Source organism: Microbacterium salitolerans (assembly GCF_019720895.1).
In the GTDB taxonomy this organism is placed as follows: domain Bacteria; phylum Actinomycetota; class Actinomycetes; order Actinomycetales; family Microbacteriaceae; genus Microbacterium.
Map to the genome: position 1 here is coordinate 33,160 of NZ_JAHKSH010000006.1, position 21,588 is coordinate 54,747.

At 69.8% G+C, this 21,588-nt stretch carries 26 protein-coding genes; 7 read left to right on the forward strand and 19 right to left on the reverse strand.

Annotated features, from left to right (window positions below):
- Nucleotides 1-68: 68 nt before the first annotated feature.
- The 3 genes from KOL93_RS14090 (at nt 69) to KOL93_RS14100 (ending at nt 3,618) form a co-directional block, all read left to right on the forward strand.
- Entirely contained in the window at nt 69-1,163 is a 1,095-nt protein-coding gene (locus KOL93_RS14090) for a mechanosensitive ion channel family protein (protein WP_221586036.1), read from the forward strand.
- Nucleotides 1,164-1,285: 122 nt separating this feature from the next.
- Nucleotides 1,286-2,188 carry an EamA family transporter RarD gene (rarD, locus tag KOL93_RS14095; protein ID WP_221586250.1) on the forward strand — a complete coding sequence of 301 codons (903 nt, stop codon included), beginning with the start codon at nt 1,286-1,288 and terminating at the stop codon, nt 2,186-2,188.
- 125 nt (nt 2,189-2,313) lie between these two features.
- Entirely contained in the window at nt 2,314-3,618 is a 1,305-nt protein-coding gene (locus KOL93_RS14100; RefSeq protein ID WP_260406602.1) for an ABC transporter substrate-binding protein, read from the forward strand.
- Nucleotides 3,619-3,670: 52 nt separating this feature from the next.
- On the opposite strand, the gene KOL93_RS14105 is transcribed toward KOL93_RS14100, so the two are convergent.
- The 9 genes from KOL93_RS14105 to coaA all read right to left on the reverse strand — a co-directional run bounded on the left by KOL93_RS14105 (nt 3,671) and on the right by coaA (nt 11,219).
- The gene (locus KOL93_RS14105; RefSeq protein ID WP_221586037.1) at nt 3,671-4,123 is read right to left on the reverse strand and encodes a hypothetical protein; all 453 of its coding nucleotides are present in this window, start codon (nt 4,121-4,123) and stop codon (nt 3,671-3,673) included.
- On the reverse strand, nt 4,120-5,199 hold the full coding sequence (gene tsaD, locus KOL93_RS14110) for a tRNA (adenosine(37)-N6)-threonylcarbamoyltransferase complex transferase subunit TsaD (RefSeq protein ID WP_221586038.1): 1,080 nt from the start codon (nt 5,197-5,199) through the stop codon (nt 4,120-4,122). Before tsaD ends, KOL93_RS14105 begins: the two co-directional genes overlap by 4 nt.
- Nucleotides 5,196-5,693, reverse strand: coding sequence for a ribosomal protein S18-alanine N-acetyltransferase (gene rimI, locus KOL93_RS14115; RefSeq protein WP_221586039.1), 498 nt, complete (start codon nt 5,691-5,693; stop codon nt 5,196-5,198). The genes tsaD and rimI overlap by 4 nt, the downstream gene beginning before the upstream one ends.
- Entirely contained in the window at nt 5,690-6,295 is a 606-nt protein-coding gene (tsaB, locus tag KOL93_RS14120) for a tRNA (adenosine(37)-N6)-threonylcarbamoyltransferase complex dimerization subunit type 1 TsaB (protein ID WP_221586040.1), read from the reverse strand. The genes rimI and tsaB overlap by 4 nt, the downstream gene beginning before the upstream one ends.
- A 25-nt stretch (nt 6,296-6,320) precedes the next feature.
- The gene (tsaE, locus tag KOL93_RS14125; RefSeq protein WP_221586041.1) at nt 6,321-6,806 is read right to left on the reverse strand and encodes a tRNA (adenosine(37)-N6)-threonylcarbamoyltransferase complex ATPase subunit type 1 TsaE; all 486 of its coding nucleotides are present in this window, start codon (nt 6,804-6,806) and stop codon (nt 6,321-6,323) included.
- Nucleotides 6,807-6,841: 35 nt separating this feature from the next.
- Complete coding sequence (gene alr / locus KOL93_RS14130; protein WP_221586042.1) at nt 6,842-7,966, reverse strand: alanine racemase; 1,125 nt, start codon at nt 7,964-7,966, stop codon at nt 6,842-6,844.
- Nucleotides 7,963-8,322: a holo-ACP synthase gene (locus tag KOL93_RS14135; protein ID WP_221586043.1), complete on the reverse strand. Its 360-nt coding sequence runs from the start codon at nt 8,320-8,322 to the stop codon at nt 7,963-7,965. The genes alr and KOL93_RS14135 overlap by 4 nt, the downstream gene beginning before the upstream one ends.
- Nucleotides 8,323-8,344: 22 nt before the next feature.
- Nucleotides 8,345-10,198 (reverse strand): glutamine--fructose-6-phosphate transaminase (isomerizing), encoded by a 1,854-nt coding sequence (gene glmS / locus KOL93_RS14140; RefSeq protein WP_221586044.1) that lies wholly within the window; start codon nt 10,196-10,198, stop codon nt 8,345-8,347.
- 67 nt (nt 10,199-10,265) lie between these two features.
- Nucleotides 10,266-11,219: a type I pantothenate kinase gene (gene coaA / locus KOL93_RS14145; protein ID WP_221586045.1), complete on the reverse strand. Its 954-nt coding sequence runs from the start codon at nt 11,217-11,219 to the stop codon at nt 10,266-10,268.
- Nucleotides 11,220-11,290: 71 nt separating this feature from the next.
- Here coaA and KOL93_RS14150 point away from each other — a divergent pair, with 71 nt between their 5' ends.
- Nucleotides 11,291-12,220, forward strand: a complete 930-nt coding sequence (locus KOL93_RS14150) for a Ppx/GppA phosphatase family protein (RefSeq protein WP_221586046.1) — start codon at nt 11,291-11,293, stop codon at nt 12,218-12,220.
- 19 nt (nt 12,221-12,239) lie between these two features.
- Here the strand turns inward: KOL93_RS14150 and glmM are convergent, their stop codons facing one another.
- From glmM to rplM, 3 genes are read right to left on the reverse strand one after another with little or no spacing between them, the layout of a single operon-like run.
- Nucleotides 12,240-13,601, reverse strand: a complete 1,362-nt coding sequence (glmM, locus tag KOL93_RS14155; RefSeq protein ID WP_221586047.1) for a phosphoglucosamine mutase — start codon at nt 13,599-13,601, stop codon at nt 12,240-12,242.
- A 10-nt stretch (nt 13,602-13,611) separates the two neighbouring features.
- The gene (gene rpsI / locus KOL93_RS14160; protein ID WP_374107122.1) at nt 13,612-14,076 is read right to left on the reverse strand and encodes a 30S ribosomal protein S9; all 465 of its coding nucleotides are present in this window, start codon (nt 14,074-14,076) and stop codon (nt 13,612-13,614) included.
- Between the two features lie 26 nt (nt 14,077-14,102).
- Nucleotides 14,103-14,549: a 50S ribosomal protein L13 gene (gene rplM / locus KOL93_RS14165; protein ID WP_221586048.1), complete on the reverse strand. Its 447-nt coding sequence runs from the start codon at nt 14,547-14,549 to the stop codon at nt 14,103-14,105.
- A 230-nt stretch (nt 14,550-14,779) separates the two neighbouring features.
- Here rplM and KOL93_RS14170 point away from each other — a divergent pair, with 230 nt between their 5' ends.
- Nucleotides 14,780-15,550: an HAD-IIB family hydrolase gene (locus tag KOL93_RS14170; RefSeq protein WP_221586049.1), complete on the forward strand. Its 771-nt coding sequence runs from the start codon at nt 14,780-14,782 to the stop codon at nt 15,548-15,550.
- Between the two features lie 2 nt (nt 15,551-15,552).
- Here KOL93_RS14170 and KOL93_RS14175 read toward each other — a convergent pair whose 3' ends face one another.
- From KOL93_RS14175 to KOL93_RS14195, 5 genes are read right to left on the reverse strand one after another with little or no spacing between them, the layout of a single operon-like run.
- Entirely contained in the window at nt 15,553-16,233 is a 681-nt protein-coding gene (locus KOL93_RS14175) for an endonuclease/exonuclease/phosphatase family protein (protein WP_221586050.1), read from the reverse strand.
- A 48-nt stretch (nt 16,234-16,281) separates the two neighbouring features.
- Nucleotides 16,282-17,169 carry a tRNA pseudouridine(38-40) synthase TruA gene (truA, locus tag KOL93_RS14180; protein ID WP_221586051.1) on the reverse strand — a complete coding sequence of 296 codons (888 nt, stop codon included), beginning with the start codon at nt 17,167-17,169 and terminating at the stop codon, nt 16,282-16,284.
- Nucleotides 17,169-17,867 carry a 5'-methylthioadenosine/S-adenosylhomocysteine nucleosidase gene (gene mtnN, locus KOL93_RS14185; protein ID WP_221586052.1) on the reverse strand — a complete coding sequence of 233 codons (699 nt, stop codon included), beginning with the start codon at nt 17,865-17,867 and terminating at the stop codon, nt 17,169-17,171. Before mtnN ends, truA begins: the two co-directional genes overlap by 1 nt.
- 3 nt (nt 17,868-17,870) lie before the next feature.
- A complete protein-coding gene (locus KOL93_RS14190; RefSeq protein ID WP_221586253.1) occupies nt 17,871-18,341 on the reverse strand; it encodes an S-ribosylhomocysteine lyase in 471 nt (156 codons plus the stop codon).
- 59 nt (nt 18,342-18,400) lie between these two features.
- Nucleotides 18,401-18,889, reverse strand: a complete 489-nt coding sequence (locus tag KOL93_RS14195; RefSeq protein WP_221586053.1) for an FBP domain-containing protein — start codon at nt 18,887-18,889, stop codon at nt 18,401-18,403.
- Between the two features lie 42 nt (nt 18,890-18,931).
- Here KOL93_RS14195 and KOL93_RS14200 point away from each other — a divergent pair, with 42 nt between their 5' ends.
- On the forward strand, nt 18,932-19,420 hold the full coding sequence (locus KOL93_RS14200) for a YajQ family cyclic di-GMP-binding protein (RefSeq protein ID WP_221586054.1): 489 nt from the start codon (nt 18,932-18,934) through the stop codon (nt 19,418-19,420).
- Nucleotides 19,421-19,443: 23 nt separating this feature from the next.
- Here the strand turns inward: KOL93_RS14200 and KOL93_RS14205 are convergent, their stop codons facing one another.
- On the reverse strand, nt 19,444-20,541 hold the full coding sequence (locus KOL93_RS14205) for a tyrosine-type recombinase/integrase (RefSeq protein WP_221586055.1): 1,098 nt from the start codon (nt 20,539-20,541) through the stop codon (nt 19,444-19,446).
- A complete protein-coding gene (locus KOL93_RS14210; protein WP_221586056.1) occupies nt 20,516-21,079 on the reverse strand; it encodes a helix-turn-helix transcriptional regulator in 564 nt (187 codons plus the stop codon). Before KOL93_RS14210 ends, KOL93_RS14205 begins: the two co-directional genes overlap by 26 nt.
- 119 nt (nt 21,080-21,198) lie before the next feature.
- Here KOL93_RS14210 and KOL93_RS14215 point away from each other — a divergent pair, with 119 nt between their 5' ends.
- A complete protein-coding gene (locus tag KOL93_RS14215) occupies nt 21,199-21,405 on the forward strand; it encodes a helix-turn-helix transcriptional regulator (RefSeq protein ID WP_221586057.1) in 207 nt (68 codons plus the stop codon).
- Nucleotides 21,406-21,588: the final 183 nt, after the last annotated feature.

Here is a 21,588-nt window from a genome sequence, read left to right on the forward strand (position 1 = left end):
CTGAGAACCCCGGATGCATCGCATCCGGGGTTCTCTGCGTCCGCACCTTGTTCCCTACCCTGGGAAGCATGACCTCTGAGATCCAAGACGACGTCACCGAGATCGCCGAGACCGTGTCGACGCACATGTGGACCGCCTGGCTCGCGGTCGCCGTCGCGGCCGTGAGCGCGGTCGTCCTCGGGTTCGTCATCTCCTGGATCTTCCGGACGAGCATGACCCGCCTGGGGCGCCACCACCAGGTCTTCACAGAGCTCGCGGCGCGCTTCCCGAAGCCCGTGTTCTGGATCGTGACGACCGTCGGGTGGAAGGCGACGATCCCCCCGTTCTTCCCCGAGGACTTCGCGCACCTCCGCGGCGCGTTCGACTACGGCTTCACGCTCGCGATCATCGGGATCGTCGGCTGGATCATCGCGAAGATCCTGATGTTCCTCGTCGATGGGGCCATGCAGAAGCAGGACGAGTCGAACGCCGACGAGTTCACGGTGCGCCGCCGCCGCACGCAGATCAGGATGATCCGCCGCCTCGTGATCGCCCTGGTGGCCATCCTCACGGTCGCGGCGATGCTGCTCACCATCCCCGGCGCCCGCACGTTCGGGGCCTCGCTCCTCGCCTCCGCGGGTCTCGCCTCGATCGTCGCCGGTATGGCCGCCCAGACCACGCTCGGCAATGTGATCGCCGGCATGCAGCTCGCCTTCTCCAACGCGCTGAAGGTCGGCGACACGGTCGAGGTCGACGACGAGTTCGGCACGGTCGAGGAGATCACTCTCACCTACGTCGTCGTGCAGATCTGGGACGACCGGCGCCACGTCCTGCCCTCGACGTACTTCACGACGACGCCCTACACGAACTGGACGCGCAACCAGACCGCCGTCACCGGCACCGTCTTCGTGGAGGCCGACTACACGGTCGACGTCCCGGCCGTGCGCGCCGAACTCGAGCGCATCCTCGACGCCGCCCCCGAGTGGGATCGCCGCAGCTGGGGCCTCATCGTCTCCGATGCGACGGGCGGCACAGTCCAGCTCCGCGCGACCATGACTGCGGCCAACGGAGACGACATCTGGGTGCTGCGCTGCGACGTCCGCGAGCAGCTCGTCGCCTTCCTCGGCACGCAGCGCCCGCAGGATCTCTCACGCACGCGCATCGAGATGGGCGCCGACGACTGACAGGATTCCGCCCCTCCTCGGCGGTCGCCGCGCCCGATTCCCGCGCTCGGGAGGCCTAGTCTGAGTCGGTGACCACCGAGATCCCCGCACGCCCGATCCCCGCGCCGCACACCCGGCAGCAGATGTCGGGCGTCGCGTACGGGCTCGGCGCGTATGTGCTGTGGGGATTCCTCCCCCTGTACTTCGTCCTGCTCGCGCCGACGGGCGCCTGGGAGACGCTCTCGTGGCGCGTGCTCCTCTCGCTCGTCGTCTGCGCCATCCTCCTCACGGCCACCCGCGGGTGGCGCCGACTGCTCGTGGTCCTCCGGTCACCGCGCCTGGCGCTCTGGAGCGCCGTCGCGGGCGTCCTCATCTACATCAACTGGCAGGCGTTCCTTCTCGCCGCCCTGAACGATCGCGTGCTCGAGGCGAGCCTCGGCTACTTCATCAACCCCATCGCGACCGTCCTGCTCGCGGTGCTCGTTCTCGGCGAGCGCATGCGCCCCCTGCAGTGGACGGCGGTCGGGATCGCGGCGCTCGCGGTCGTGGTGATCATCGTGTTCTACGGATCCGTGCCGTGGATCTCGCTGATCCTCGCCGCGTCGTTCGCGACGTACGGGCTCGTGAAGAAGCAGCACCTCGGCGCGCGCGTCGACGCCGTGAGCGGACTGACGCTCGAATCCGCCTGGCTCACCCCGATCGCCGCGGTGCAGCTCGTCATCGTCGGCACGACGACGGGGATCACATTCGGTCAGCACGGCGCGACGCACGCGCTGCTCCTCGGACTCGCGGGTCTCGTGACGGCGGTTCCGCTGCTCCTGTTCGCATCGGCGTCGCGTCGCGTGTCGCTGACCACGGTCGGTCTGCTCCAGTTCGCCGCGCCGATTCTGCAGTTCATCACGGGGGCGTTCCTGCTCGGCGAGGAGATGCCTCCCGAGCGGTGGATCGGCTTCGGGCTCATCTGGGTCGCGTGCGCCGTGCTCATGGTCGATGTCGCCGGGGCCGAGCGCACCCGACGCCGCGGGCGCCCTGCACGTAACACTTGACTAACAACATGGCAAATTACGGCGAGTCTGAAAACATGCTGGAAACACGCCCGGGATAACGTCGCGGGGACCGCGGTAGCACAGCTGACACACCCGACCCGCGGACCACATGAAAGGACGGAACCATGATGGTTCGATCCCGCACGCTCCTCGGCGCCGCCGCCTTCACCGGCGTCGCCGCGCTCGCCCTCGCCGGATGCTCAAGCGACTCCGGATCAGACGACGCCGCGGACCCAGAAGAGACGACATCGGAGGAGACGGCGGCCCTCGAGCCCACGACCGAGTTCGGCGACGTCTCCCTCAAGGTCGGAACGGCGCTCCCCCAGACGGGCGACCTCGCGTTCCTCGGCCCGCCCGAGGAAGCCGGCGTGGCCTACGCACAGAAGCTGATCAACGACTACACCGGCGAGACGGGCCTCGACCTCGACGTCGTGTGGGGCGACTCCGGCGACCTCGTCAATCGCGCATTCGAGACCGAGATCCCTCGCCTTCTCGGCGAAGACGTCTCGGCCATCGTCGGCGCCGCATCGTCCGGCGTGTCCCTGCAGTTCCTCGATCAGGTCGTGGGCGCCGACGTCATCCAGTTCTCGCCGGCCAACACGTCCGACGCGTTCACCACCGCAGACGACAACGGTCTCTACTTCCGCACGGCGCCCAGCGACGTGCTGCAGGGCGAGGTCCTCGGCAACTTCATCGCCAGCGAGGGCCACCAGACGCTCGGCATGATCGTTCTCAACGACGCCTACGGCACCGGACTCGCGAAGTACGTCACCGAGTCCTTCGAGGCCGCGGGCGGCGAGGTCGTCGCGAACACGACGTTCAACCCGGGCGACACGACGTTCACGTCGCAGGTCTCCGAAGTGCTCGCAGAAGATCCCGACGCGATCGTCGTGCTGACCTTCGACCAGGCCAAGACGATCGTCCCGAACCTCGTCGACGAGGGCGTGACCGCCGACCAGATGTACTTCGTCGACGGCAACCTCGCCGACTACTCGGCCGACTTCCCCGAGGGCACCCTCGAGGGAGCCAAGGGCACGTACCCGGGCCCGACGCCCGAGCAGGTGCAGCAGTGGGTCGACGACCTCGAGGCGTTCGTGGAAGAGGACGGCCGCGACAAGCTCAAGGACTTCACGTACGGCCCCGAGTCCTACGACGCGACGAACCTCATCGCCCTGGCCGCCCTGCGCGCCCAGTCGACCGAGGGCCCCGAGATCGCCAAGTACCTCCAGGAGGTCTCGGGCGGATCCGGCGAGGGCGAGAAGTGCGAGTCCTTCGCCGACTGCGCCGACATCATCCTCGGCGGCGGCATCGCCGACTACGACGGCGTCTCGAGCCCCGTCACCTTCGACGACGTCGGCGACCCGACCGAGGGATTCATCAACATCTACGAGTACGGCGCCGACAACACCTACGCACCGTACGAGGGCTGAGCCCTCACCCGTGAACGGGCCCCGATCCAGTCGGATCGGGGCCCGTTCCGCGTCACGGGGTGAGAGCCTCCAGCATCGCGAAGCGCGGCAGGATCCACGTGAGCCAGTACGCGCTGAAGAGGATCGAGACGGCGCCGAGCACGATGCTCGACCAGCACCAGCGGCGCCTCTCGCTCTTGCGGAAGAGCGCGATGACGCCGAGCACGAGACCGATGAAGCCGGGGGCGAAGCCCCACGGCCCGAACCACGACACGATGAGCCCGATGGCAGACAGCGTCACGGCGACGAGGCCGAGGTGCGTGATGTGGGGCCGCAGGTCGCGTCGGGTGAGCGGACGATGGGCGACCTCGGGGTCGATCCACCCGAACGTGTCAGAGGCGACCACCGACATCGGGCCGGACGCGGCCGCGTGCAGGAGCTTCTGCTCCTCGGTCGGCTGTCCTCCATGCGCGCGACCGCCGGCCTCCTCATCGGAGACCGCCGGGTTCTCACGCGTCGACGTCATGTCGTCACGGTCTCCCGTTCGGCCACCTGGATCTGGGTGACGGGAAGCGTCGAGTCGGCGCCGAAGGCGAGCGTCGACGGCTCGCGCCCGCTCATGATCAGCTGCGAGGCGAGCGCCGCGATCATGGCGCCGTTGTCGGTGCAGAGGCTGAGCGGCGGGATCCGCACCGTCACTCCCTGCGCGGCGGCGCGCTCGAGAGCGACCTCGCGCAGGCGCCGATTGGCGATGACGCCGCCGCCCAGCAGCAGGCGCGGCACGCCCCGCTCGGCGCACGCGTCGAGCGCCTTCGTCACGAGCACGTCGACGACGGCCTCGCGGAAGCTCGCGGCGACATCGGCGAGCGGGATCTCTCCCCCGGAGCTCTCGCGCTGCTCGACCCACCGGGCGACGGAGGTCTTGAGACCCGAGAACGAGAAGTCCCAGCGATGCCTCTCGAGATCGCTCGCGCGCGAGAGGCCGCGCGGGAAGCGGATCGCGGTGGGATCCCCTCCCTCCGCCGCGCGGTCGATCTGCGGGCCGCCGGGGTACGGGAGCCCGAGGATCCGCGCCACCTTGTCGAAGGCCTCGCCCGCGGCGTCGTCGACCGTCTCGCCGAGGAGCTCGACGTCTGTCGTGAGGTCGCGCACCTGCAGGAGCGACGTGTGCCCTCCCGAGACGAGCAGCGCGATCGTCGGATGCTCGAGGGGCTCGGAATCGGGCGTGACGACGTCGGCGGCGATGTGGCCGACGAGATGGTTGACGGCGTACAGCGGTCGCTCGAGCGAGAGCGCGAGCGCCTTGGCCGCGCCGACGCCCACCATGAGCGCGCCCGCGAGGCCCGGCCCGCTCGTGACGGCCACGGCGTCGAGGTCGCTGAGCGCGACGCCCGCCTCGGCCGTCGCCGCCTCGATCGCGGGCTGCAGCGCTTCGAGGTGCGCGCGCGCCGCGACCTCGGGGACGACGCCGCCGAAGCGGGCGTGCTCGTCCATGCTGCTCGCGATCGTGTTGCTCAGCAGCGTGCGGCCGCGCACGATCCCGATGCCGGTCTCGTCGCAGCTCGTCTCGATGCCCAGCACGAGAGGCTCATCGCGGTTCATGCGCACGCTCCTGCGTCAGCGGGGTCCGGGGTCTGCGCGGCGCGCCACGCCGCGAGATCGAGACGCATGACGATCGCGTCGACGTCGTCGGGCTGGTAGTAGCGCGGGCGCCGCCCGAGCTCGGCGAAGCCCTCGGAGGCGTACAGGGCGATCGCGACCGGGTTGTCCTCGCGCACCTCGAGGAACACCTCGCGCGCGCGTCGACCCGCCGCTTCATCGAGCAGCTCGCGCAGGAGCGCACGCCCCTGTCCGCGTCCGCGCGCCTCCTCCGAGAGGGCGATCGTCTGCACGTCGGCGTCCCGTCCGCCGGCGAGGTGCCGGAGACCCGCGTACCCCACGACGCGTCCGGTCTGCTCGAGGACGACGTAGCGGCCGTGCGCGCTCTCGAGCTCGGCGCGCATCATCTCGTCGCTCCACGCATCGGACGGGAACGACGCCCGCTCGATGCGCATGATCGCGTCGAGGTCGCGGGCGACGGCGCGACGGATGGTCATGTGCTCACCCGCTTCCGCGGCGCGGGAAGCCGCACGTCCGGGGCCCGAAGGTACAGCGGCTCGCCGACATCGACGACGCGCTCTGCCGCAAGCTGCCGCGCGGCGACCCGGCCCAGCGATCCGGCCGAGATGCGGGCCTCCAGAGTCTCCCCCTCGCCCTGCGCGCGGAGGTCGGGACCGGTGACGCGCACAGGGAGCCCAGCGTCGTCGAGTCCGGCGTAGGTCGAGACGGCGTGCTCGCGGCGACGCGCGTCGGTGATGATCTCGACGGAGGCGCCGGGGGCGGCGCTCAGCCGCTCGAGGGCCGGCGCATCGTGGCTGACGACCGGGATCACCGGGATCCCGCGTCCGATCGCGAAGGCGCGCGCCGCCGCGATGCCGATGCGCAGCCCCGTGAACGGACCGGGGCCCATGCCCGCCGCGACATACGTGATGTCGCGCGGCGTCAGTGCGGACTGCTCCAGCGCGCGTTCGATGAGCGCGCCGATCACCTCGGCGTGCCCGCGCGTGCCCTCGCTGTCGGCCTGCGCCCGCACGTCTCCCGTCGCCGGGTCGACGACGGCGACGGACGAGGCGAGGGAGGTGTCCACACTGAGAATCATCGGTAACAGCGTATTCTCGCGGGACTCAGGTATCCCTGAGCGTGCATTTCGTTACGACAACGGTGCGAGGCGCGTCGAGATCCAGGTTCTCCGGATCTTCCTCGGCGTCGCCGGTCGGGCGAGCGATCTCGATGTCCCACCACTCGTCGGCGACGGATTCGATCGCGCCCCGACCCCACTCGACGATCGTGACGGATCCGTCCAGGTCGAGGTCGAGGTCCTCGAGCTCCGAGGCGTCGCCGAGACGGTAGGCGTCGGCGTGCACGAGGGGGGCACCGCCGGTGAGGGACGGATGCGTGCGGGCGATCACGAACGTCGGGCTCTGCACGGGGCCGCGCACGCCGAGGCCCTCGGCGATGCCGCGCGTCAGGGTCGTCTTGCCCGCGCCGAGCGGACCCGTGAGGACGAGGACGTCGCCGGCGACGAGCTGCGCGCCGATGCGGCGCCCCAGAGCCTCCATCTCAGCCGATGTCGCGACGTCGCGCGTGCCCAGGATGTCGTCGGGGATCATGGATCCATTCTCTCGGCTGGTCGCCGTGCGCATGCTCACTCGACGACGGAGCGGCGGACGCGCGCGCCGATGCGCGTGACGATCTCATAGTTGATCGTGCCGGCGGCGTCCGCCCAGTCGGTGGCCGTCGGAGCTCCGCGCAGTGGGTCGCCGAAGAGCACGACCTGGTCGCCGACCGCGACGTCGACGTCGCCGACGTCGACGACGAACTGGTCCATGGCCACGCGGCCCGCGACCTGGAAGCGGCGACCGCGGATCCGCAGGGGCCCCCTGTTCGACGCCTGGCGCGGCACGCCGTCGGCGTAGCCGAGCGGGACGAGCACGAACGTCGTGTCGCGTTCTGCGCGATGCTCATAGCCGTAGGAGGCGCCGTGGCCCGCGCGCACACGGCGCACGGCCACGACGGGCGCCCGGAGCGTCATCGCGGGGCGCAGGCCGAGAGCGGCCGACGAGCGATCCTCGAACGGCGAGAGCCCGTAGACGCCGACGCCCACGCGCACGCCGTCGAAGCGCGCCTCCGGCAGGTCGATCGTCGCGGCCGTCGCGGCGAGGTGCCGGACAGACGGATCCAGCCCCGCCGCCGCCGCCGCCGCGATCGCGTCCTCGAACAGACGCACCTGCGCGAGGTCGTCCTCGCGGCTCGTGCCGGAGACATGGCTGAAGAGCCCGTCGACCCGCACGCGCCCCTCTGCCTCGAGACGCGCGGCTTCCGCAAGCGCGACGTGCCAGTCGCTCTGCGCGATGCCGTTGCGCCCGAGCCCGGTCTCGAACTTGAGGTGGACGACGGCGGGCCGCTCCCCCGCCTGCGCCGCGATCCGCTGCAGCTCGGCGACGCTCGAGACGCCGAGCTCGACGTCGCGGGCCAGCGCCGGCGCGAAGTCGGCGTCGGGCGCGTGCAGCCACGCGAGGAGCGGATGATCGACACCCGCGTCACGGAGCGCCAGCGCCTCCGAGACGTCGGCGACGCCGAGTCGCGTCGCGCCTCCGGCGATCGCACCGCGCGCCGCCGTCAGCGCGCCGTGGCCGTAGCCGTCCGCCTTCACGACGGCGATGAACTCGCGCGTCTTCGCGACCGCACGCAGCTGGCGCACGTTGTGCTCGATCGCGCCGCGGTCGATGAGCGCCTCGCGCATCACTCCCGTCGGGAAGGACCCGCTCATCCGTCGTCCTCCAGGACCACATAGGCGAGCGCCAGCCCGCCATCGTGCGACAGCGAGAGGTGCGGGCGCGTGACGCCCCGGGCATCGAGCGTGCGGGCCGTCTCACCCGTCACGACATAGGCCGGCGCCTGCCGCTCGCCGAGGCGCGGCACCTCGATCTCCTGCCAGCGCACACCGTCGGATCCGCCGAGCGCCTTGATGAGCGCCTCCTTCGCCGCGTAGCGCGCCGCGAGCGAACGCAGGGGAAGCGCGCGCTCGTGAGCCGTGAACAGGCGCTCCATGAGCTGCGGCGAGCGCGTGATCTGCCCCTCGAACCGCTCGACGTCGACCATGTCGACGCCGATGCCGACGATCACGACGGATCCCCTGCGCGCGCCATCACTCGACCGTGACGGACTTCGCGAGATTGCGCGGCTGGTCGACGTCGAGGCCCTTCGCCGTCGCGAGGCCCATCGCGAAGATGTGCAGGGGCACGACCGCGAGGATCGGCTCGAACAGCGGGCTCGCGAGAGGGATACGCAGCACTTCGTCGGCCTTCGGGAGCACGGCGGAGTCGCCCTGCTCGGCGATCGCGATGACGCGAGCGCCACGCGCGCGGATCTCCTCGATGCTCGAGATGACCTTCGCATGCATCGTCGCGGCCCCGCGCGGCGACGGCACGACGACGAACACCGGCTGGCCCGGCTCGATGAGCGCGATCGGGCCGTGCTTGAGCTCGCCCGCGGCGAAGCCCTCCGCGTGGATGTACGAGATCTCCTTGAGCTTCAGCGCGCCCTCGAGCGCGATCGGGAAGCCCACGTGGCGTCCGAGGAAGAGGACGGATCGCGTGTCGGCCATCCAGTGCGCGAGCTGCTCGACACGATCCTGCTCGTTCTCGAGGATCCACCGGATCTTCTCCGGCAGCGTCTCGAGCTCTTCGATGCTCTCGGCCGCGACATCCGCCGGCAGGGCTCCGCGGACGTGCCCCATGTGCAGCGCCAGCAGGTAGAGCGCCGTGATCTGCGCGACGAAGGCCTTCGTCGAGGCGACGGCGACCTCGGGGCCCGCGTGCGTGTAGACGATCGCGTCGGACTCGCGCGGGATCGTCGCCCCCTGCGTGTTGCAGATCGACAGGGTCTTCGCCCCGAGGCGCGCGGCCTCCTTAACGGCCATGAGCGTGTCCATCGTCTCGCCGGACTGGCTGATCGAGACGACGAGCGTCGAGGATCCGACGATCGGGTCGCGGTAGCGGAACTCGTGCGCCAGCTCGACGTCGACCGGGACCCGAGCCCACCGCTCGATCGCGTACTTGCCGACGAGGCCCGAGTAGTAGGCCGTGCCGCACGCGAGGATGACGACGCGCTCGATGCCGGTGAAGAGGCTGTCGAGGCCCTCGAGCTCGGGGATCACGATCTGACCGTCGCGGATCCGCCCGCGCACGGTGTTGGCGACCGCCTCCGGCTCTTCGGAGACTTCCTTCGCCATGAAGCTCGACCAGCCGCCCTTGTCGGCGGCCGCGGCGTCCCACGACACCTCGAACGGCGTCGCCTCGGCCGGGTTGCCGTGGAAGTCGGTGATGGTGACGGAGTCGGGAGTGATCGAGACGATCTCGTCCTGGCCGACTGCGAGCGCCTGACGCGTGTGCTCGACGAAGGCGGCGACGTCGGATCCGAGGAAGTTCTCTCCCTTGCCCAGTCCGATCACGAGGGGCGAGTTGCGACGCGCGCCGACCACGAGCCCCGGGTGGTCCTCATGCATCGCGAGCAGCGTGAACGCGCCCTCCAGCCGGCCCACGACCGCGCGGAACGCCGCCTCCAGGTCGCCGCCCGATGCCCGGTACTCGCGAGCGATGAGCGCCGCCGCGACCTCGGTGTCGGTCTCGCTGCGGAACGTCGCGCCGCCGGCTTCGAGCTCGGCGCGCAGCTCGGAGAAGTTCTCGATGATGCCGTTGTGGATGACGGCGAGACGATCGTCGTCGGCGAGATGCGGGTGCGCGTTCGCGTCCGTCGGCCCGCCGTGCGTCGCCCATCGCGTGTGGCCGATGCCGGTCGTGCCCGCCGCGAGCGGGCTGTCCTCCAGCGCTTCGCGCAGGCGCGCGAGCTTGCCGGACTTCTTGCGCATGCCGAGCGACCCGTCGCCGCCGATCACGGCGATCCCCGCGGAGTCGTACCCGCGGTACTCGAGTCGGGCGAGGCCCGCGATGAGGATGTCCTGGCTCTCCCGAGGACCGACGTATCCGACGATTCCGCACATGCGTTTCATCGTAGGCGCGCGGGCCTGACAAACTCGCCAGCGGCGCGGACCCGCCGCGCACCGGAGCTCAGATCTTGCGGAGGAGAACGCTCTCGACCGTGTGGTCGGCGCTCTTGCGCAGCACGAGCGTGCCGCGATGCTTCGTCGGCTCGACGTTCTCGGTGAGGTTGGGCAGGTTGATCTCGTTCCAGATACCGCGAGCGGTGTCGATCGCTTCGTCGTCGGACAGGTGCTGGAACACGTTGAAGTAGGACGCCGGGTTCGAGAACGCCCCCGCACGCAGCGCGAGGAAGCGGCTGATGAACCACTGCTCGATGTGGGCGGTGTCGGCATCGACGAAGATCGAGAAGTCGAACAAATCGCTCACCGCGATGTCGTTGGGCGCAGGCGGCGGCTGCAGCACGTTGAGTCCCTCGACGATGAGGACGTCGGGCTGGCGCACGACGACCGACGCGTCGGCCATGATGTCGTACTTCATGTGCGAGTAGAACGGCGCGCGCACCTCGGGCTCGCCCGACTTCACGCGCGTGACGAAGTCGACGAGGCCGCGGCGATCGTACGACTCGGGGAACCCCTTGCGGCTCATGATCCCTCGACGCTCGAGCTCGGCGTTCGGGTACAGGAACCCGTCGGTCGTCACGAGCTCGACGCGCGGGGTGTCGCTCCACCGCGCCATCAGCTCGCGGAGCAGACGCGCGACGGTCGACTTGCCCACCGCGACGGATCCGGCGACGCCGACGACGAACGGGATCCGCGGCTGATCCTCGCCGAGGAACTCGCCGACCTCGCCGCCGATCTGGCGCGTGCCGCGCGCCCATGCGCTGAGGAGGCGGCTGATGGGGAGGTACACGTCGCGCACCTCGTCGACATCGAGTCGATCGCCGATGCCTCGGATCTGCACGATCTCGCTCTCGGTGAGCGGCTGGTCCATGCCCTTGGCCAGACGTGCCCACTCTGCACGGGGGATATCGCGGTACAGAGAGAGCTGCAGAGAGCTGCTGGCGGGCGTCATCCGCGCCATCATACCGATCGCGCGGCGTGCACCTCGATTCGGGGCGGGCAGGTCGGCCGGCGTGCCCTAGTGTGATGCGCATGCGTCTCGGGGTCCTCGACATCGGATCGAACACCGTCCACCTGCTCGTCGCCAATGCGCAGCCGGGGGGCCGGCCGCTCGCCGCCACGAGCGAGAAGAGCACCCTGCGCCTCATGCGCTACCTCGATGACGACGGCGCCATCTCGAAAGACGGCGTCAAAGCGCTCCTGAAGGCCGTGCGCAAGGCGAAGAAGGTGGCCGCGAAGGAGGGCGTCGTCGAGCTCCTCGCGACCGCGACGTCGGCCGTGCGCGAGGCGGTGAACGGACCGGAGGTGATCGCGCAGATCGAGGAGACGCTGGGCCAGAGCCTGCAGGTCCTCGGCGGATCCGACGAGGCGCGCTTCACGTTCCTCGCCGTGCGCCGCTGGTTCGGCTGGTCAGCCGGTCAGATCCTGCTGTTCGACATCGGCGGCGGATCCCTCGAGGTCGCCGGCGGCTCGGAGGAGCTCCCGCAGCTCGCCGAGTCGGTCCAGCTCGGCGCGGGGCGCATGACGATCGGCTATCTGCCCGACGACCCGCCCGGCGACGCGGACGTCGAGCGGCTCGCGTTCCACGCGGAGGAGGTGCTCGCCCCGCTGGCGGCCCGGTTCTCGCGTCTCCCCCGCCCCGACCACGTCGTCGGATCCTCGAAGACGATCCGATCGCTCGCCCGCCTCGCCGGGTACAAGCGCCCCGGCTGGTCGGGGATCGAGCGCTGGATGCTGCCGCGGGCGGCGCTCGGCGCGTGGATCCCGGTGCTCGCGCGGATCCCGGCGTCGGCGCGCCAGGAGCTGCCGGGCATCACCGCCGACCGCACGTTCCAGATCACCGCGGGCGCGGTCGTGCTGCACGAGGCGATGAAGGCGCTCGACATCGAGGAGCTCGAGGTCAGCCCGTGGGCGCTCCGTGAGGGTGTGCTCCTGCGCTACATCGAGGACATGGGCTGGTAGCCAGCCCCGCCGGGCGCGCTCAGTCGAGCGAGAGGCGCTCGCGCACGACCTGAGCGAGACGCTCGGCCGCGGCCAGCGCCGTCTGTTCGTCAGCGGCCTCGACCATGACCCGCACGAGGAGCTCGGTGCCGGACGGGCGCAGCAGCACGCGTCCCGAATCGCCCAGCTCGGCCGCGACGGCGGCGACCTCGGCCTGCACGACCTCGTCGGCGGCGACGCGCGTCTTGTCGACGCCCGTCACGTTGATGAGCGTCTGCGGGTACACCCGCATGATCGAAGAGAGCTCGGCGAGGCTCTTCCCCGTGCGCGCCATCTCGCCGACGATCTGCAGGCCCGCGAGCAGGCCGTCTCCCGTCGTGGCGTGATCGCGCAGAATGACGTGACCCGACTGCTCGCCTCCCAGCGAGAAGCCGTCGCGGTTCATGACCTCGAGGACGTAGCGGTCTCCGACCGACGTCTCGACGACGTGGATCCCGCGCTCCTCCATCGCGATCTTGAGACCGAGGTTGCTCATGACCGTCACGACGAGCGTGTCTTCGGCGAGCAGCCCTCGTTCGTGGAGGGAGGCGGCGAGGATCGCCATGATCTGATCGCCGTCGAGGGCGTTGCCGTCGGCGTCGACGGCGAGGCAGCGGTCGGCGTCGCCATCGTGGGCGATGCCGACGTCGGCACCGTGCTGGAGCACGGCCTGCTGCAGGACCTCGAGGTGCGTGGAGCCGACGCCCTCGTTGATGTTGAGGCCGTCCGGGTCGGCGCCGATGACGGTCACCTGCGCGCCGGCATCGGCGAAGAGCTGAGGCGAGACGCCGGAGGCCGCGCCGTGCGCGCAGTCGATGACGACGTGGAGGCCATCGAGTCTCGCGGGCAGCGTGCCGAGCAGGTGCAGGAGGTAGCGATCCTCCGCGTCGGCGAAGCGCGCGATGCGGCCGACGTCGCCGCCGGTCGGCAGCAGCTTCGGCTCCTCGAGGTACTTCTCGATGCGCTCCTCGACGACGTCGGGCAGCTTGATGCCGCCGTGCGCGAAGATCTTGATCCCGTTGTCCGGTGCGGGATTGTGCGACGCCGAGATCATGACGCCGAAATCGGCGTCGAAGTCGTTCACGAGGAACGCCAGAGCGGGCGTCGGGATCATTCCCGCGTCGTAGACGTCGACGCCGCTCGATGCGAGTCCCGCCGCGACCGCCGCTCCGAGGAAGTCCCCCGAGATGCGCGGATCGCGCGCGATGACCGCCTTCGCTCGGCGGCCCTCGGCGCGACGCGCCTCGGCGGAACGCCCCTGGCCCAGGACGACGGCAGTCGCCTGGGCCAGGGACAGAGCAAGGTCGGCGGTGAGGGTGCCGTTGGCGAGCCCTCGAACGCCATCCGTGCCGAAGAGAGGCATCAGGCCTCGATCAGCGCTTCGAGAACTGCGACGCCTTGCGGGCCTTCTTGAGACCGGCCTTCTTGCGCTCGATGACGCGAGCGTCGCGCGTGAGGAATCCGGCCTTCTTGAGGGCAGGACGGTTGTTCTCGCGGTCGATCTCGTTGAGCGAGCGAGCGATCGCGAGGCGGAGCGCGCCGGCCTGGCCCGAGGGGCCGCCACCGCTGATGCGCGCGATCACGTCGTACGCGCCCGAGAGGCTGAGCAGCGTGAACGGGTCGGTGATGAGCTGCTGGTGCAGCTTGTTCGGGAAGTACTCCTCGAGCGGACGGCCGTTGACCGTGAAGCTGCCCGAGCCGGGCACCAGGCGCGCACGCGCGATGGCCTGCTTGCGGCGGCCGACAGCGGCACCGGGCACGCTCACGACGGGACGCTCGGGGGCGACCTCGGTCTCGACCGCGGTCTCGGTGGTGTAGTTCTGAATGTCTTCAGTCACGAGTTGGATCCTTTTCGCCGCGGCGCTTACTGGGCGACCTGGTCGAGGGTGTACGTCTGGGGCTGCTGAGCGGCGTGCGGGTGCTCGGCACCTGCGTACACCTTGAGCTTCGACAGCTGCTGGCGACCCAGCGAGTTCTTGGGGAGCATGCCGCGGATGGCCTTCTCGACGGCGCGAACCGGGTTGGTCTCGAGGAGCTCTTCGTAGTTGACCGACTTGAGGCCGCCCGGGAAGCCCGAGTGACGGTAGGCGCGCTTCTGCTGCGCCTTCTTGCCGGTGAGGGCGACCTTGCCGGCGTTGACGATGACGACGAAGTCGCCCATGTCGACGTGGGGAGCGAAGGTGGTCTTGTGCTTTCCGCGGAGAATGGCTGCGGCGTGCGAGGCGAGGCGTCCGAGAACGACGTCGGTGGCGTCGATCACGAGCCATTCGCGCTGAGCGTCACCGGCCTTCGGGGTGTAAGTGCGCGTCACGATAGTGCTGCTTTCTTGTCGAACGGAGGTGTTCGTGAATCCCACTCCGGGGCGGTTGTCAGACGATGCCTGGCCAACACAGCCGGTGGAGGGCTCACGTTCGCGGTGCACACACGTGCGCGCACCAAAGATCGAGGATACCCGATCGGGCGCGTCGGCGCGACCGGATCCGCCCCGTCAGCCTGGGAATCCGACACGAGTCGACTCGCCGGATCCGGCAGGATGGTCTTATGACCGCCTCCTCCCCGCTCGTCGTCGCGTTCGATCTCGACGACACCCTCGCCCCGTCGAAATCGCCCGTCGACCCGCGCGTCGCGCAGCAGCTGGTCGATCTCGCCCGCCGCGTCGAGGTCGCCGTGATCTCGGGAGGTCAGATCGCGCAGTTCCGTGCCCAGCTGGTCGACCGCCTGCCCGACGCACGCGACGCGCTCGCGCACGTTCACCTGCTGCCGACGTGTGGCACGCAGTACTACCGGCACGACGGCTCCGACTTCCGCGCGCTCTATTCGCGCGACCTCACGGACGACGAGAAGCAGCGGGCGCTCACGGCGATCGAGGAGGAGGCGCAGCGCCTCGGCTTCTGGGAGTCCGAGACCTGGGGCCCGATCCTCGAGGACCGCGGATCCCAGATCACCTTCTCCGCCCTCGGTCAGTCGGCTCCGGTCGACGCGAAGAAGGTATGGGACCCCGCGAACGAGAAGAAGTCGGTCCTGCGCGACGCCGTCGCCGCGCGCGTCCCCGACCTCGAGGTGCGCTCGGGCGGATCCACGTCGATCGACGTCACCCGCAAGGGCATCGACAAGGCCTACGGCATGAACCAGCTCGTCGACCAGACGGGCATCTCCCTCGACGACATGGTGTTCTACGGCGACCGCCTCGACGTCGGCGGCAACGACCGCCCCGTTCTCGACATGGGCGTCGCGTGCGTCGCCGTGACGGGCTGGGAGGACACCGCCGAGAAGCTCGACGCGCTCATCCCGACGCTGCCGGTGCGCGGCTGAGCTCAGCGCGCGTCGCGGCGGTACTCGGCGTCGACGAGGATCGGCAGGTGGTCGCTGGATCCCTGCGGCAGGGTCGCGACGTCGCCGATCGACAGGCCGCGCGAGGTCACGAAGTCGTAGTGGCCCTTGAAGAAGCGGTACCGCGTGTAGGTGCGTGAGCTGCTGAGGGTCATGTCGTAGCCGTGTTCGCGGATCCGGTCGCCGAGGCGCTCCTTGAACACGGGATAGTTGTAGTCGCCGACCATGAGCGTGGGCGTGCCGGGGCCGAGCTGCTCGAGCGCCTGCAGCGCCGCCTTGATCTGGGTGCGGCGCAGCGAATTGAGCGCCGTGAGCGGTGCCGCATGGAACGAGGCCATGGTGACCTCGCGCCCCGCGTCGATGTCGTGGAGCTGCACGCCGAGCAGGCGCTCATGCGCGGGCTTCAGCACGATGTCATGCAGCGACTTCTTGAGCCCGAGCGAGACGGAGTCGACGAACCGGTACGTGTTCTCGCGGTAGTACAGGGCGAGGCCCAGCCGGTTGCGATCGGTCGCCGCCGCGAGGCGCAGCCCCTCGACCCGCGTCGGAAGGTCCTCGACCTTCGCCTCCTGCAGGCAGACCACATTCGGCTCCCAGCGCTCGACGAGCGCGTGGAGCTCGGCGGCCGCGGCGTGCTTGCGCAGGTTGTAGGAGAGAATTCGCATCGTGCTCCTCACACTAGAGCCGTGCACTGGTGCCCCGATAGCGGGGTCCTATGCGGATCCTGTGACCTCGTTCGGGTCGCGCCGACTGCGCGTCTGCTCGGCGCGCGCGGCGAGCTGCTCGTCGGCCGGATAGCCCACCTCGGTGAGCGTGAGGCCGCGCGCGTCGAGCACGGCGAAGGCGCTTGTGCGGTCGAGCTCGTCGCGCAGGCGGGCGACGTCGGCGATCTCGAGCCGGCCCCCGCCGACCGCGACGCAGGCGCCGACGAGGGCGCGCACCATCGAGTGGCAGAACGCGTCGGCCTTGACGTTCGCGACGAGCACACCGCGATCATCGCGGCGCCACCCGAATTCGAGGAGCGTGCGGATCGTCGTCGCCTCCGGGCGCGGCTTGCAGTACGCCGCGAAGTCGTGCAGGCCGATGAGGCTGCGCGCGGCCTCGTCCATCGCCTCCGCGTCGAGCGTCGCGCGCACGGACGTCGTGTCGCGACGGCGCAGCGGGTCGTACCCGGCGACCTCGTCGGCGAGGCGATACGCGTACCGACGCCACGTCGCCGAGAACCGGGCGTCGAAGCCGGCCGGCGCCGTCGCCGTGCGCAGGACCGCGACGTCGGAGTACGGCCGCAGCACGCCCTGGACGCGCCGCGCGAGCTCGGTCGCGGGATCCGCGGGGGCTGGTCCGCCGCGCCGCGCCTGCGTCGCACGCTCCCACTGCTCCTCGTCGAGGTCGAGATGGGCGACCTGTCCACTCGCGTGCACGCCCGCATCGGTACGCCCGGCGACGACGAGCCGCACGCCGCTGCGGATCACCCGCGCCAGCGCATCCTCGAGCGTGCCCTGCACCGTGCGCAGATCTCCCGGCTGCCTCGCCCATCCCTTGAAGCTGGATCCGTCGTACGCGATGTCGAGGCGGATCCGATGCGCGGGCTGGCCGGCCATTATGAGGTGAGGCGCGCGAGGGCGTCGATGACGACGCGGGCCGAGCGCGCGGCGGCGTCGTCGACGTGCGTCTCGAACTGATCGGCCGTCGGCGCGCAGAGATCGCTCACGCCGCGGGCGACCGCGAAGCGCGCCCCGTGGTTGTGAGCCGTGTGCGCGACGGCGGCGGTCTCCATGTCGACCGTCAGCAGCGGCGGGAAGTCCTTGCGGAGGCGGCGGGCGAGGTCGGCGGTCACGAACTTGTCGCCCGCGCCCATTGCGCCGAGGCGCACGGGCACACCCGGCACGTCGACGGCGGCGAGCGCCGTGCTCAGCTCGACGTCGGCGTCGAACGTCTCCGGCATCCCCGGCACCTGGCCGAGGGCATATCCGAACGCCCGCGCGTCGGCCTCGACGTTGACCGTCTGCGAGCCGACGACGACATCGCCCACGTTCACCTCGGCGGCGAGTCCCCCCGCGGATCCGGCGCTCACGAGGACGACGCCCTCGGGTCCGTAGCGGAGGATCGCGGCGGCGGCCGCGGCCGCCGCGTTGACCATCCCGATGCCCGAGCGCACGAGCACCACCGTGGCGTCGCCGAGCACGATGCCTCGATGCACGGCGTTTCCGACCGGGATCGGGTCGCTGACCTCGCGGGCCGCATCGAGGAAGGGCTGCGCCTCTTCCTCCATCGCGACCTGGATGATGATCGCCGTCACGCCTCAGCCCTCGACGGATCCGTCGGCGAACACCATCAGCCATTCGCCGCGCTTCGTGAGGAAGTCGCGGGCCGCCTGCTGCGCACCGTCGAGCGTGTGGTTGGCGCCCCAGCCGCACTGCGTCTCGTTGGCGGCGGGAACCTCCGTCGCATTCGCGACGTCGAGCAGGGTCTGCTGGACGAGATCGGCCACCTCGTCGACCGTGTGCTCGCCCTGCAGGATCAGGTAGAAGCCGGTCTGGCAGCCCATCGGCGAGAAGTCGACCACCCGGGAGGAATGATTGCGGCTCTTCTCGGCGAAGAGGTGCTCGAGCGAGTGGATCACCGGCATGTCCAGGTGATCGACGTTCGGCTGCGTGAAGCGCACGTCGTACTTGACGATGACGTCTCCGGCAGGCAGCTGCTTGCGGTCGGCGAGCCGCAGGTACGGCGCGGCCACCAGGGTGTGGTCGAGATTGAAGGATTCGACGTTCATGCGCGGCGAGTCGGTCACCCTCCCAGGCTACCGGCGACAGCCGACCCACCGCGCAAGGATCACTCCGCGTCGCGGACCCGGCGCACGAAGTCGCGCATGCGGCGAGCCGTGCTGTCGATGCGGAAGTCGACGCTCGCGCGGAACTCCCCCGGAGCCAGCGGATGCGCGAGGCGCACGTTGCTGTGGCACGACAGATCGGCGCACATGTACGTGCCGATGCTCTCCCCGCGGCGGCCCGCCTCGCCGCCCTTGCGCGCGCTCATCATCGTCACCTGATTGCCGGGCTGCATCGTGCGGCAGATGTTGCAGATGCCGTTGTGCGCACGCGCGGTCGACTGCGCCGCGCGCAGCACGAGCCCGGTCGCGACGCCGTCGAGCTCGACGACGACATAGCAGCGGCTGCGCGTCGACGCATCCCTCCAGCCGAGGAAATCGAGGGGGAACCAGTCGATCAGCATGTGGTCGAGCGGGATGTCGAGGAGCTCGAGATCGCGCTCCTCGGCGTTGACGAACGACGCGCGAATGGCCTCGGCGGTGAGCTCCTGCATGATCCCGCCAGTTTAGAGGCGGAGACGACGTAGGATCTCGGCATGGCCGACAGCAGTTTCGACATCGTCAGTGAGATCGACCGCCAGGAGGCGGACAACGCCCTCAACCAGGCACGCAAGGAGGTCAGTCAGCGCTACGACTTCCGCGGCACCGACACCGACGTGTCGTGGTCGGGCGAGCAGATCCTCATCGTCGCGAACAGCAAGGATCACGCGACGGCGGCGCTCGACGTCCTCCAGTCGAAGATGATCAAGCGCGGGATCTCGCTCAAGAGCCTCGACAGCGGCGACCCGTTCGAAAGCGGCAAGCAGGTCAAGATCGTCACGACCCTGAAAGAGGGCATCGCCCAGGACATGGCGAAGAAGATCGGCAAGATCATCCGCGACGAGGGCCCGAAGGGCGTGAAGAGCCAGATCCAGGGCGAGGAGATCCGCGTCAGCTCGAAGAGCCGCGACGACCTCCAGACCGTGATCGCGCTCCTCAAGGGCAAGGACCTCGACCTCGCGCTGCAGTTCCAGAACTACCGGTAGCGAACGCCCCCGACCTGGGGTTTTCATGTTCCAGTCCGCGCAGAGTCCGCAGAATCGAGGATCTCGCGCGCGAAGTCCGCGGTCGCGGCGCGCGTGCGGTCCTCGGCGGACGGCCAGAGGTGCGAGTACGTGTCGAGCGTGATCGACGGTTGCGAGTGGCCGAGCGCGCGCTGCACGGTCACGACGTCGCAGCCGGCGGCGATGAGGTTCGACGCGAACGTGTGTCGGAGCGCGTGCAGCGTGATCTCGTCGGGGAGCTTCGCGGCCGCGCGGATCCGTCGCCACTCTCCCCCGGCCGTGTTCCGGTTGAACATGCGGCCGAGCGGGTCGACGACGACGAGGTCGTCGCCCTGCCCGCCGTTCTCGGCGAGGTGCGCGGACAGGAGCCGGAGGAGCTCGTCGGGCACGTAGATGGTGCGTTCTTCGCCGTACTTCGGCGGCACGAGCTTCGCGGTCTTGAGCGTCGAGCCCTGCACCTGCTGTTCGACGCGGATCGTGCGCCGCAGGAAGTCGATATCGCGCACGCGGAGGCCGGCGGCCTCGCCAAGCCGGAGCCCTGCGAACGCGCAGAGCGCGACATACGGCCGGAAGCCGTCAGCGGCCGCGAGAGCGGCGCGCAGCTGCTCGGCATCGAGTAGGCGCATCGACGCCTCGGTGCGGCGCTGACGGGGCGCAGAGACCCCTGCGGCAGGGTTCGTGGGGATGCGCTTGTCGGCGACGGCCGCGCCGAGCGCCATCGACACGTAGTTGAGGCGGGTCTTGATCGTCGACGCCGCGAGGCCGCGCTTCCGCTCGGCCGCGACCCACGATTGCACGTCGCTCGCGCGAATCGCCTTGATCGGTCGATCGCCCCACGGCACCGACTTGCACGCCGTCTTCGCGGCCTCGTGCGTGCCATCGGTCCACATCTGGCGCCCGCGCCACATCTCGACCCACTTCGACCAGGTGATGCGGCCTGCGGCGGGATCCGCGTACTGCCCCGTGACGATCGCGGCCGTCTGCTCGTCGAGCCAGCGCTGCGCGTCGCGCTTCAGCGGGAAGTGGCGCGCGTGTTCCTTGCCCGCGGCGTCGCGGTAGCGGGCGCGCCACGAGCCATTAGGGCGCTGCCGGATGCTCGCCATTGCCTGTCACCTCGTGCCACGTGGAATTGGCGCTCCAACGCTCGAGCCACGGCCCTGAGAGTCGTTGACTTGGTGTGTCGTCGGCGCCGGCGGATGCCGCCTCGGGTTCCTCTTGATGCACCTCATCGACAACATCTTTCGCGCCTGGCTCGATCCAGCTCTCACCAAGTCCGGCGGTGCGGTTCGTCTGGTCAGTCGGCGGAACTGCATCGAGAGCCAAGGCCAACTGAAGCCGCACGTCGTCGTAGACGCGTATCGCCTCCTTCAGTGCGTCGCTCGCCAGGCGCGCCTGGTGACCCCACAGCATCGCGACAGACTCGGGCTCAACGGCTGTGAGCTTCCATGTGCCGGTTCCCAGAGCTCTCGCGATTGCTTCGGCCTCAGTGAGCCGTAGTGGGCGCTCGCCCTTCTCGACGCTCCACACCGTCGCTTGCGACCACTTGAAACCGATCTCACGCATCGCGTCCGCCAGGTCCTTCTGGCTCATCTCCCCACGCATGCGGGCGAGGTTCTGGCCGATCTGCTTGTCATCGAGCATGACCGTGACGATACAGCGGGTTCTAGTCAGAGCCAACACGATTCTTTTCTAGTTGCGTGCAACCTACATTCATGGTCAACTAGCGTTCGTAGTCATAACCCACTAGGAAAGGCCAACAGATGTCGACCACAAGCCCCGCACAGCGCGATCGACTGCTGTTCATCGACGAGGTCGCCGACCGACTCCGACGTTCGCCAGCGCAGATCCGGTGGATGGTCCACCAGGGCACCGCACCGAAGCACGCGAAGATCGGCGGCCGACTCGTGTTCCGCGAGTCTGAGGTCGAGGCGTACATCGACGAGGCGTTCGCCAGGGCTACCCGATGAGCGCGCGTCACCGCGTAGTCGCCGTCCGGCGCGGTCATGACGAGGCCGGCCGCGACACGTACGCGGCGCGTTGCGAGACCTGCGGCGCGATCACGTTCGGCGGCTTCCCGACCCGGACTTCGGCGCGCGAAGCGCTCGCCGAGCACGAAGAAGCCCTCACCGCCGCGGCAACGGCAGATGAGG

Excerpts from the sequence above, each read along its gene's own strand:
- KOL93_RS14090 (WP_221586036.1), top strand. The coding sequence starts at position 69 with ATGACCTCTGAGATCCAAGACGACGTCACCGAGATCGCCGAGACCGTG.
- rarD (WP_221586250.1), top strand. The coding sequence starts at position 1,286 with ATGTCGGGCGTCGCGTACGGGCTCGGCGCGTATGTGCTGTGGGGATTC.
- KOL93_RS14100 (WP_260406602.1), top strand. The coding sequence starts at position 2,314 with ATGATGGTTCGATCCCGCACGCTCCTCGGCGCCGCCGCCTTCACCGGC.
- KOL93_RS14105 (WP_221586037.1), bottom strand. The coding sequence starts at position 4,123 with ATGACGTCGACGCGTGAGAACCCGGCGGTCTCCGATGAGGAGGCCGGC.
- tsaD (WP_221586038.1), bottom strand. The coding sequence starts at position 5,199 with ATGAACCGCGATGAGCCTCTCGTGCTGGGCATCGAGACGAGCTGCGAC.
- rimI (WP_221586039.1), bottom strand. The coding sequence starts at position 5,693 with ATGACCATCCGTCGCGCCGTCGCCCGCGACCTCGACGCGATCATGCGC.
- tsaB (WP_221586040.1), bottom strand. The coding sequence starts at position 6,295 with ATGATTCTCAGTGTGGACACCTCCCTCGCCTCGTCCGTCGCCGTCGTC.
- tsaE (WP_221586041.1), bottom strand. The coding sequence starts at position 6,806 with ATGATCCCCGACGACATCCTGGGCACGCGCGACGTCGCGACATCGGCT.
- alr (WP_221586042.1), bottom strand. The coding sequence starts at position 7,966 with ATGAGCGGGTCCTTCCCGACGGGAGTGATGCGCGAGGCGCTCATCGAC.
- glmS (WP_221586044.1), bottom strand. The coding sequence starts at position 10,198 with ATGTGCGGAATCGTCGGATACGTCGGTCCTCGGGAGAGCCAGGACATC.
- coaA (WP_221586045.1), bottom strand. The coding sequence starts at position 11,219 with ATGGCGCGGATGACGCCCGCCAGCAGCTCTCTGCAGCTCTCTCTGTAC.
- KOL93_RS14150 (WP_221586046.1), top strand. The coding sequence starts at position 11,291 with ATGCGTCTCGGGGTCCTCGACATCGGATCGAACACCGTCCACCTGCTC.
- glmM (WP_221586047.1), bottom strand. The coding sequence starts at position 13,601 with ATGCCTCTCTTCGGCACGGATGGCGTTCGAGGGCTCGCCAACGGCACC.
- KOL93_RS14170 (WP_221586049.1), top strand. The coding sequence starts at position 14,780 with ATGACCGCCTCCTCCCCGCTCGTCGTCGCGTTCGATCTCGACGACACC.
- KOL93_RS14175 (WP_221586050.1), bottom strand. The coding sequence starts at position 16,233 with ATGCGAATTCTCTCCTACAACCTGCGCAAGCACGCCGCGGCCGCCGAG.
- truA (WP_221586051.1), bottom strand. The coding sequence starts at position 17,169 with ATGGCCGGCCAGCCCGCGCATCGGATCCGCCTCGACATCGCGTACGAC.
- KOL93_RS14190 (WP_221586253.1), bottom strand. The coding sequence starts at position 18,341 with ATGAACGTCGAATCCTTCAATCTCGACCACACCCTGGTGGCCGCGCCG.
- KOL93_RS14195 (WP_221586053.1), bottom strand. The coding sequence starts at position 18,889 with ATGCAGGAGCTCACCGCCGAGGCCATTCGCGCGTCGTTCGTCAACGCC.
- KOL93_RS14200 (WP_221586054.1), top strand. The coding sequence starts at position 18,932 with ATGGCCGACAGCAGTTTCGACATCGTCAGTGAGATCGACCGCCAGGAG.
- KOL93_RS14205 (WP_221586055.1), bottom strand. The coding sequence starts at position 20,541 with ATGGCGAGCATCCGGCAGCGCCCTAATGGCTCGTGGCGCGCCCGCTAC.
- KOL93_RS14210 (WP_221586056.1), bottom strand. The coding sequence starts at position 21,079 with ATGCTCGATGACAAGCAGATCGGCCAGAACCTCGCCCGCATGCGTGGG.
- KOL93_RS14215 (WP_221586057.1), top strand. The coding sequence starts at position 21,199 with ATGTCGACCACAAGCCCCGCACAGCGCGATCGACTGCTGTTCATCGAC.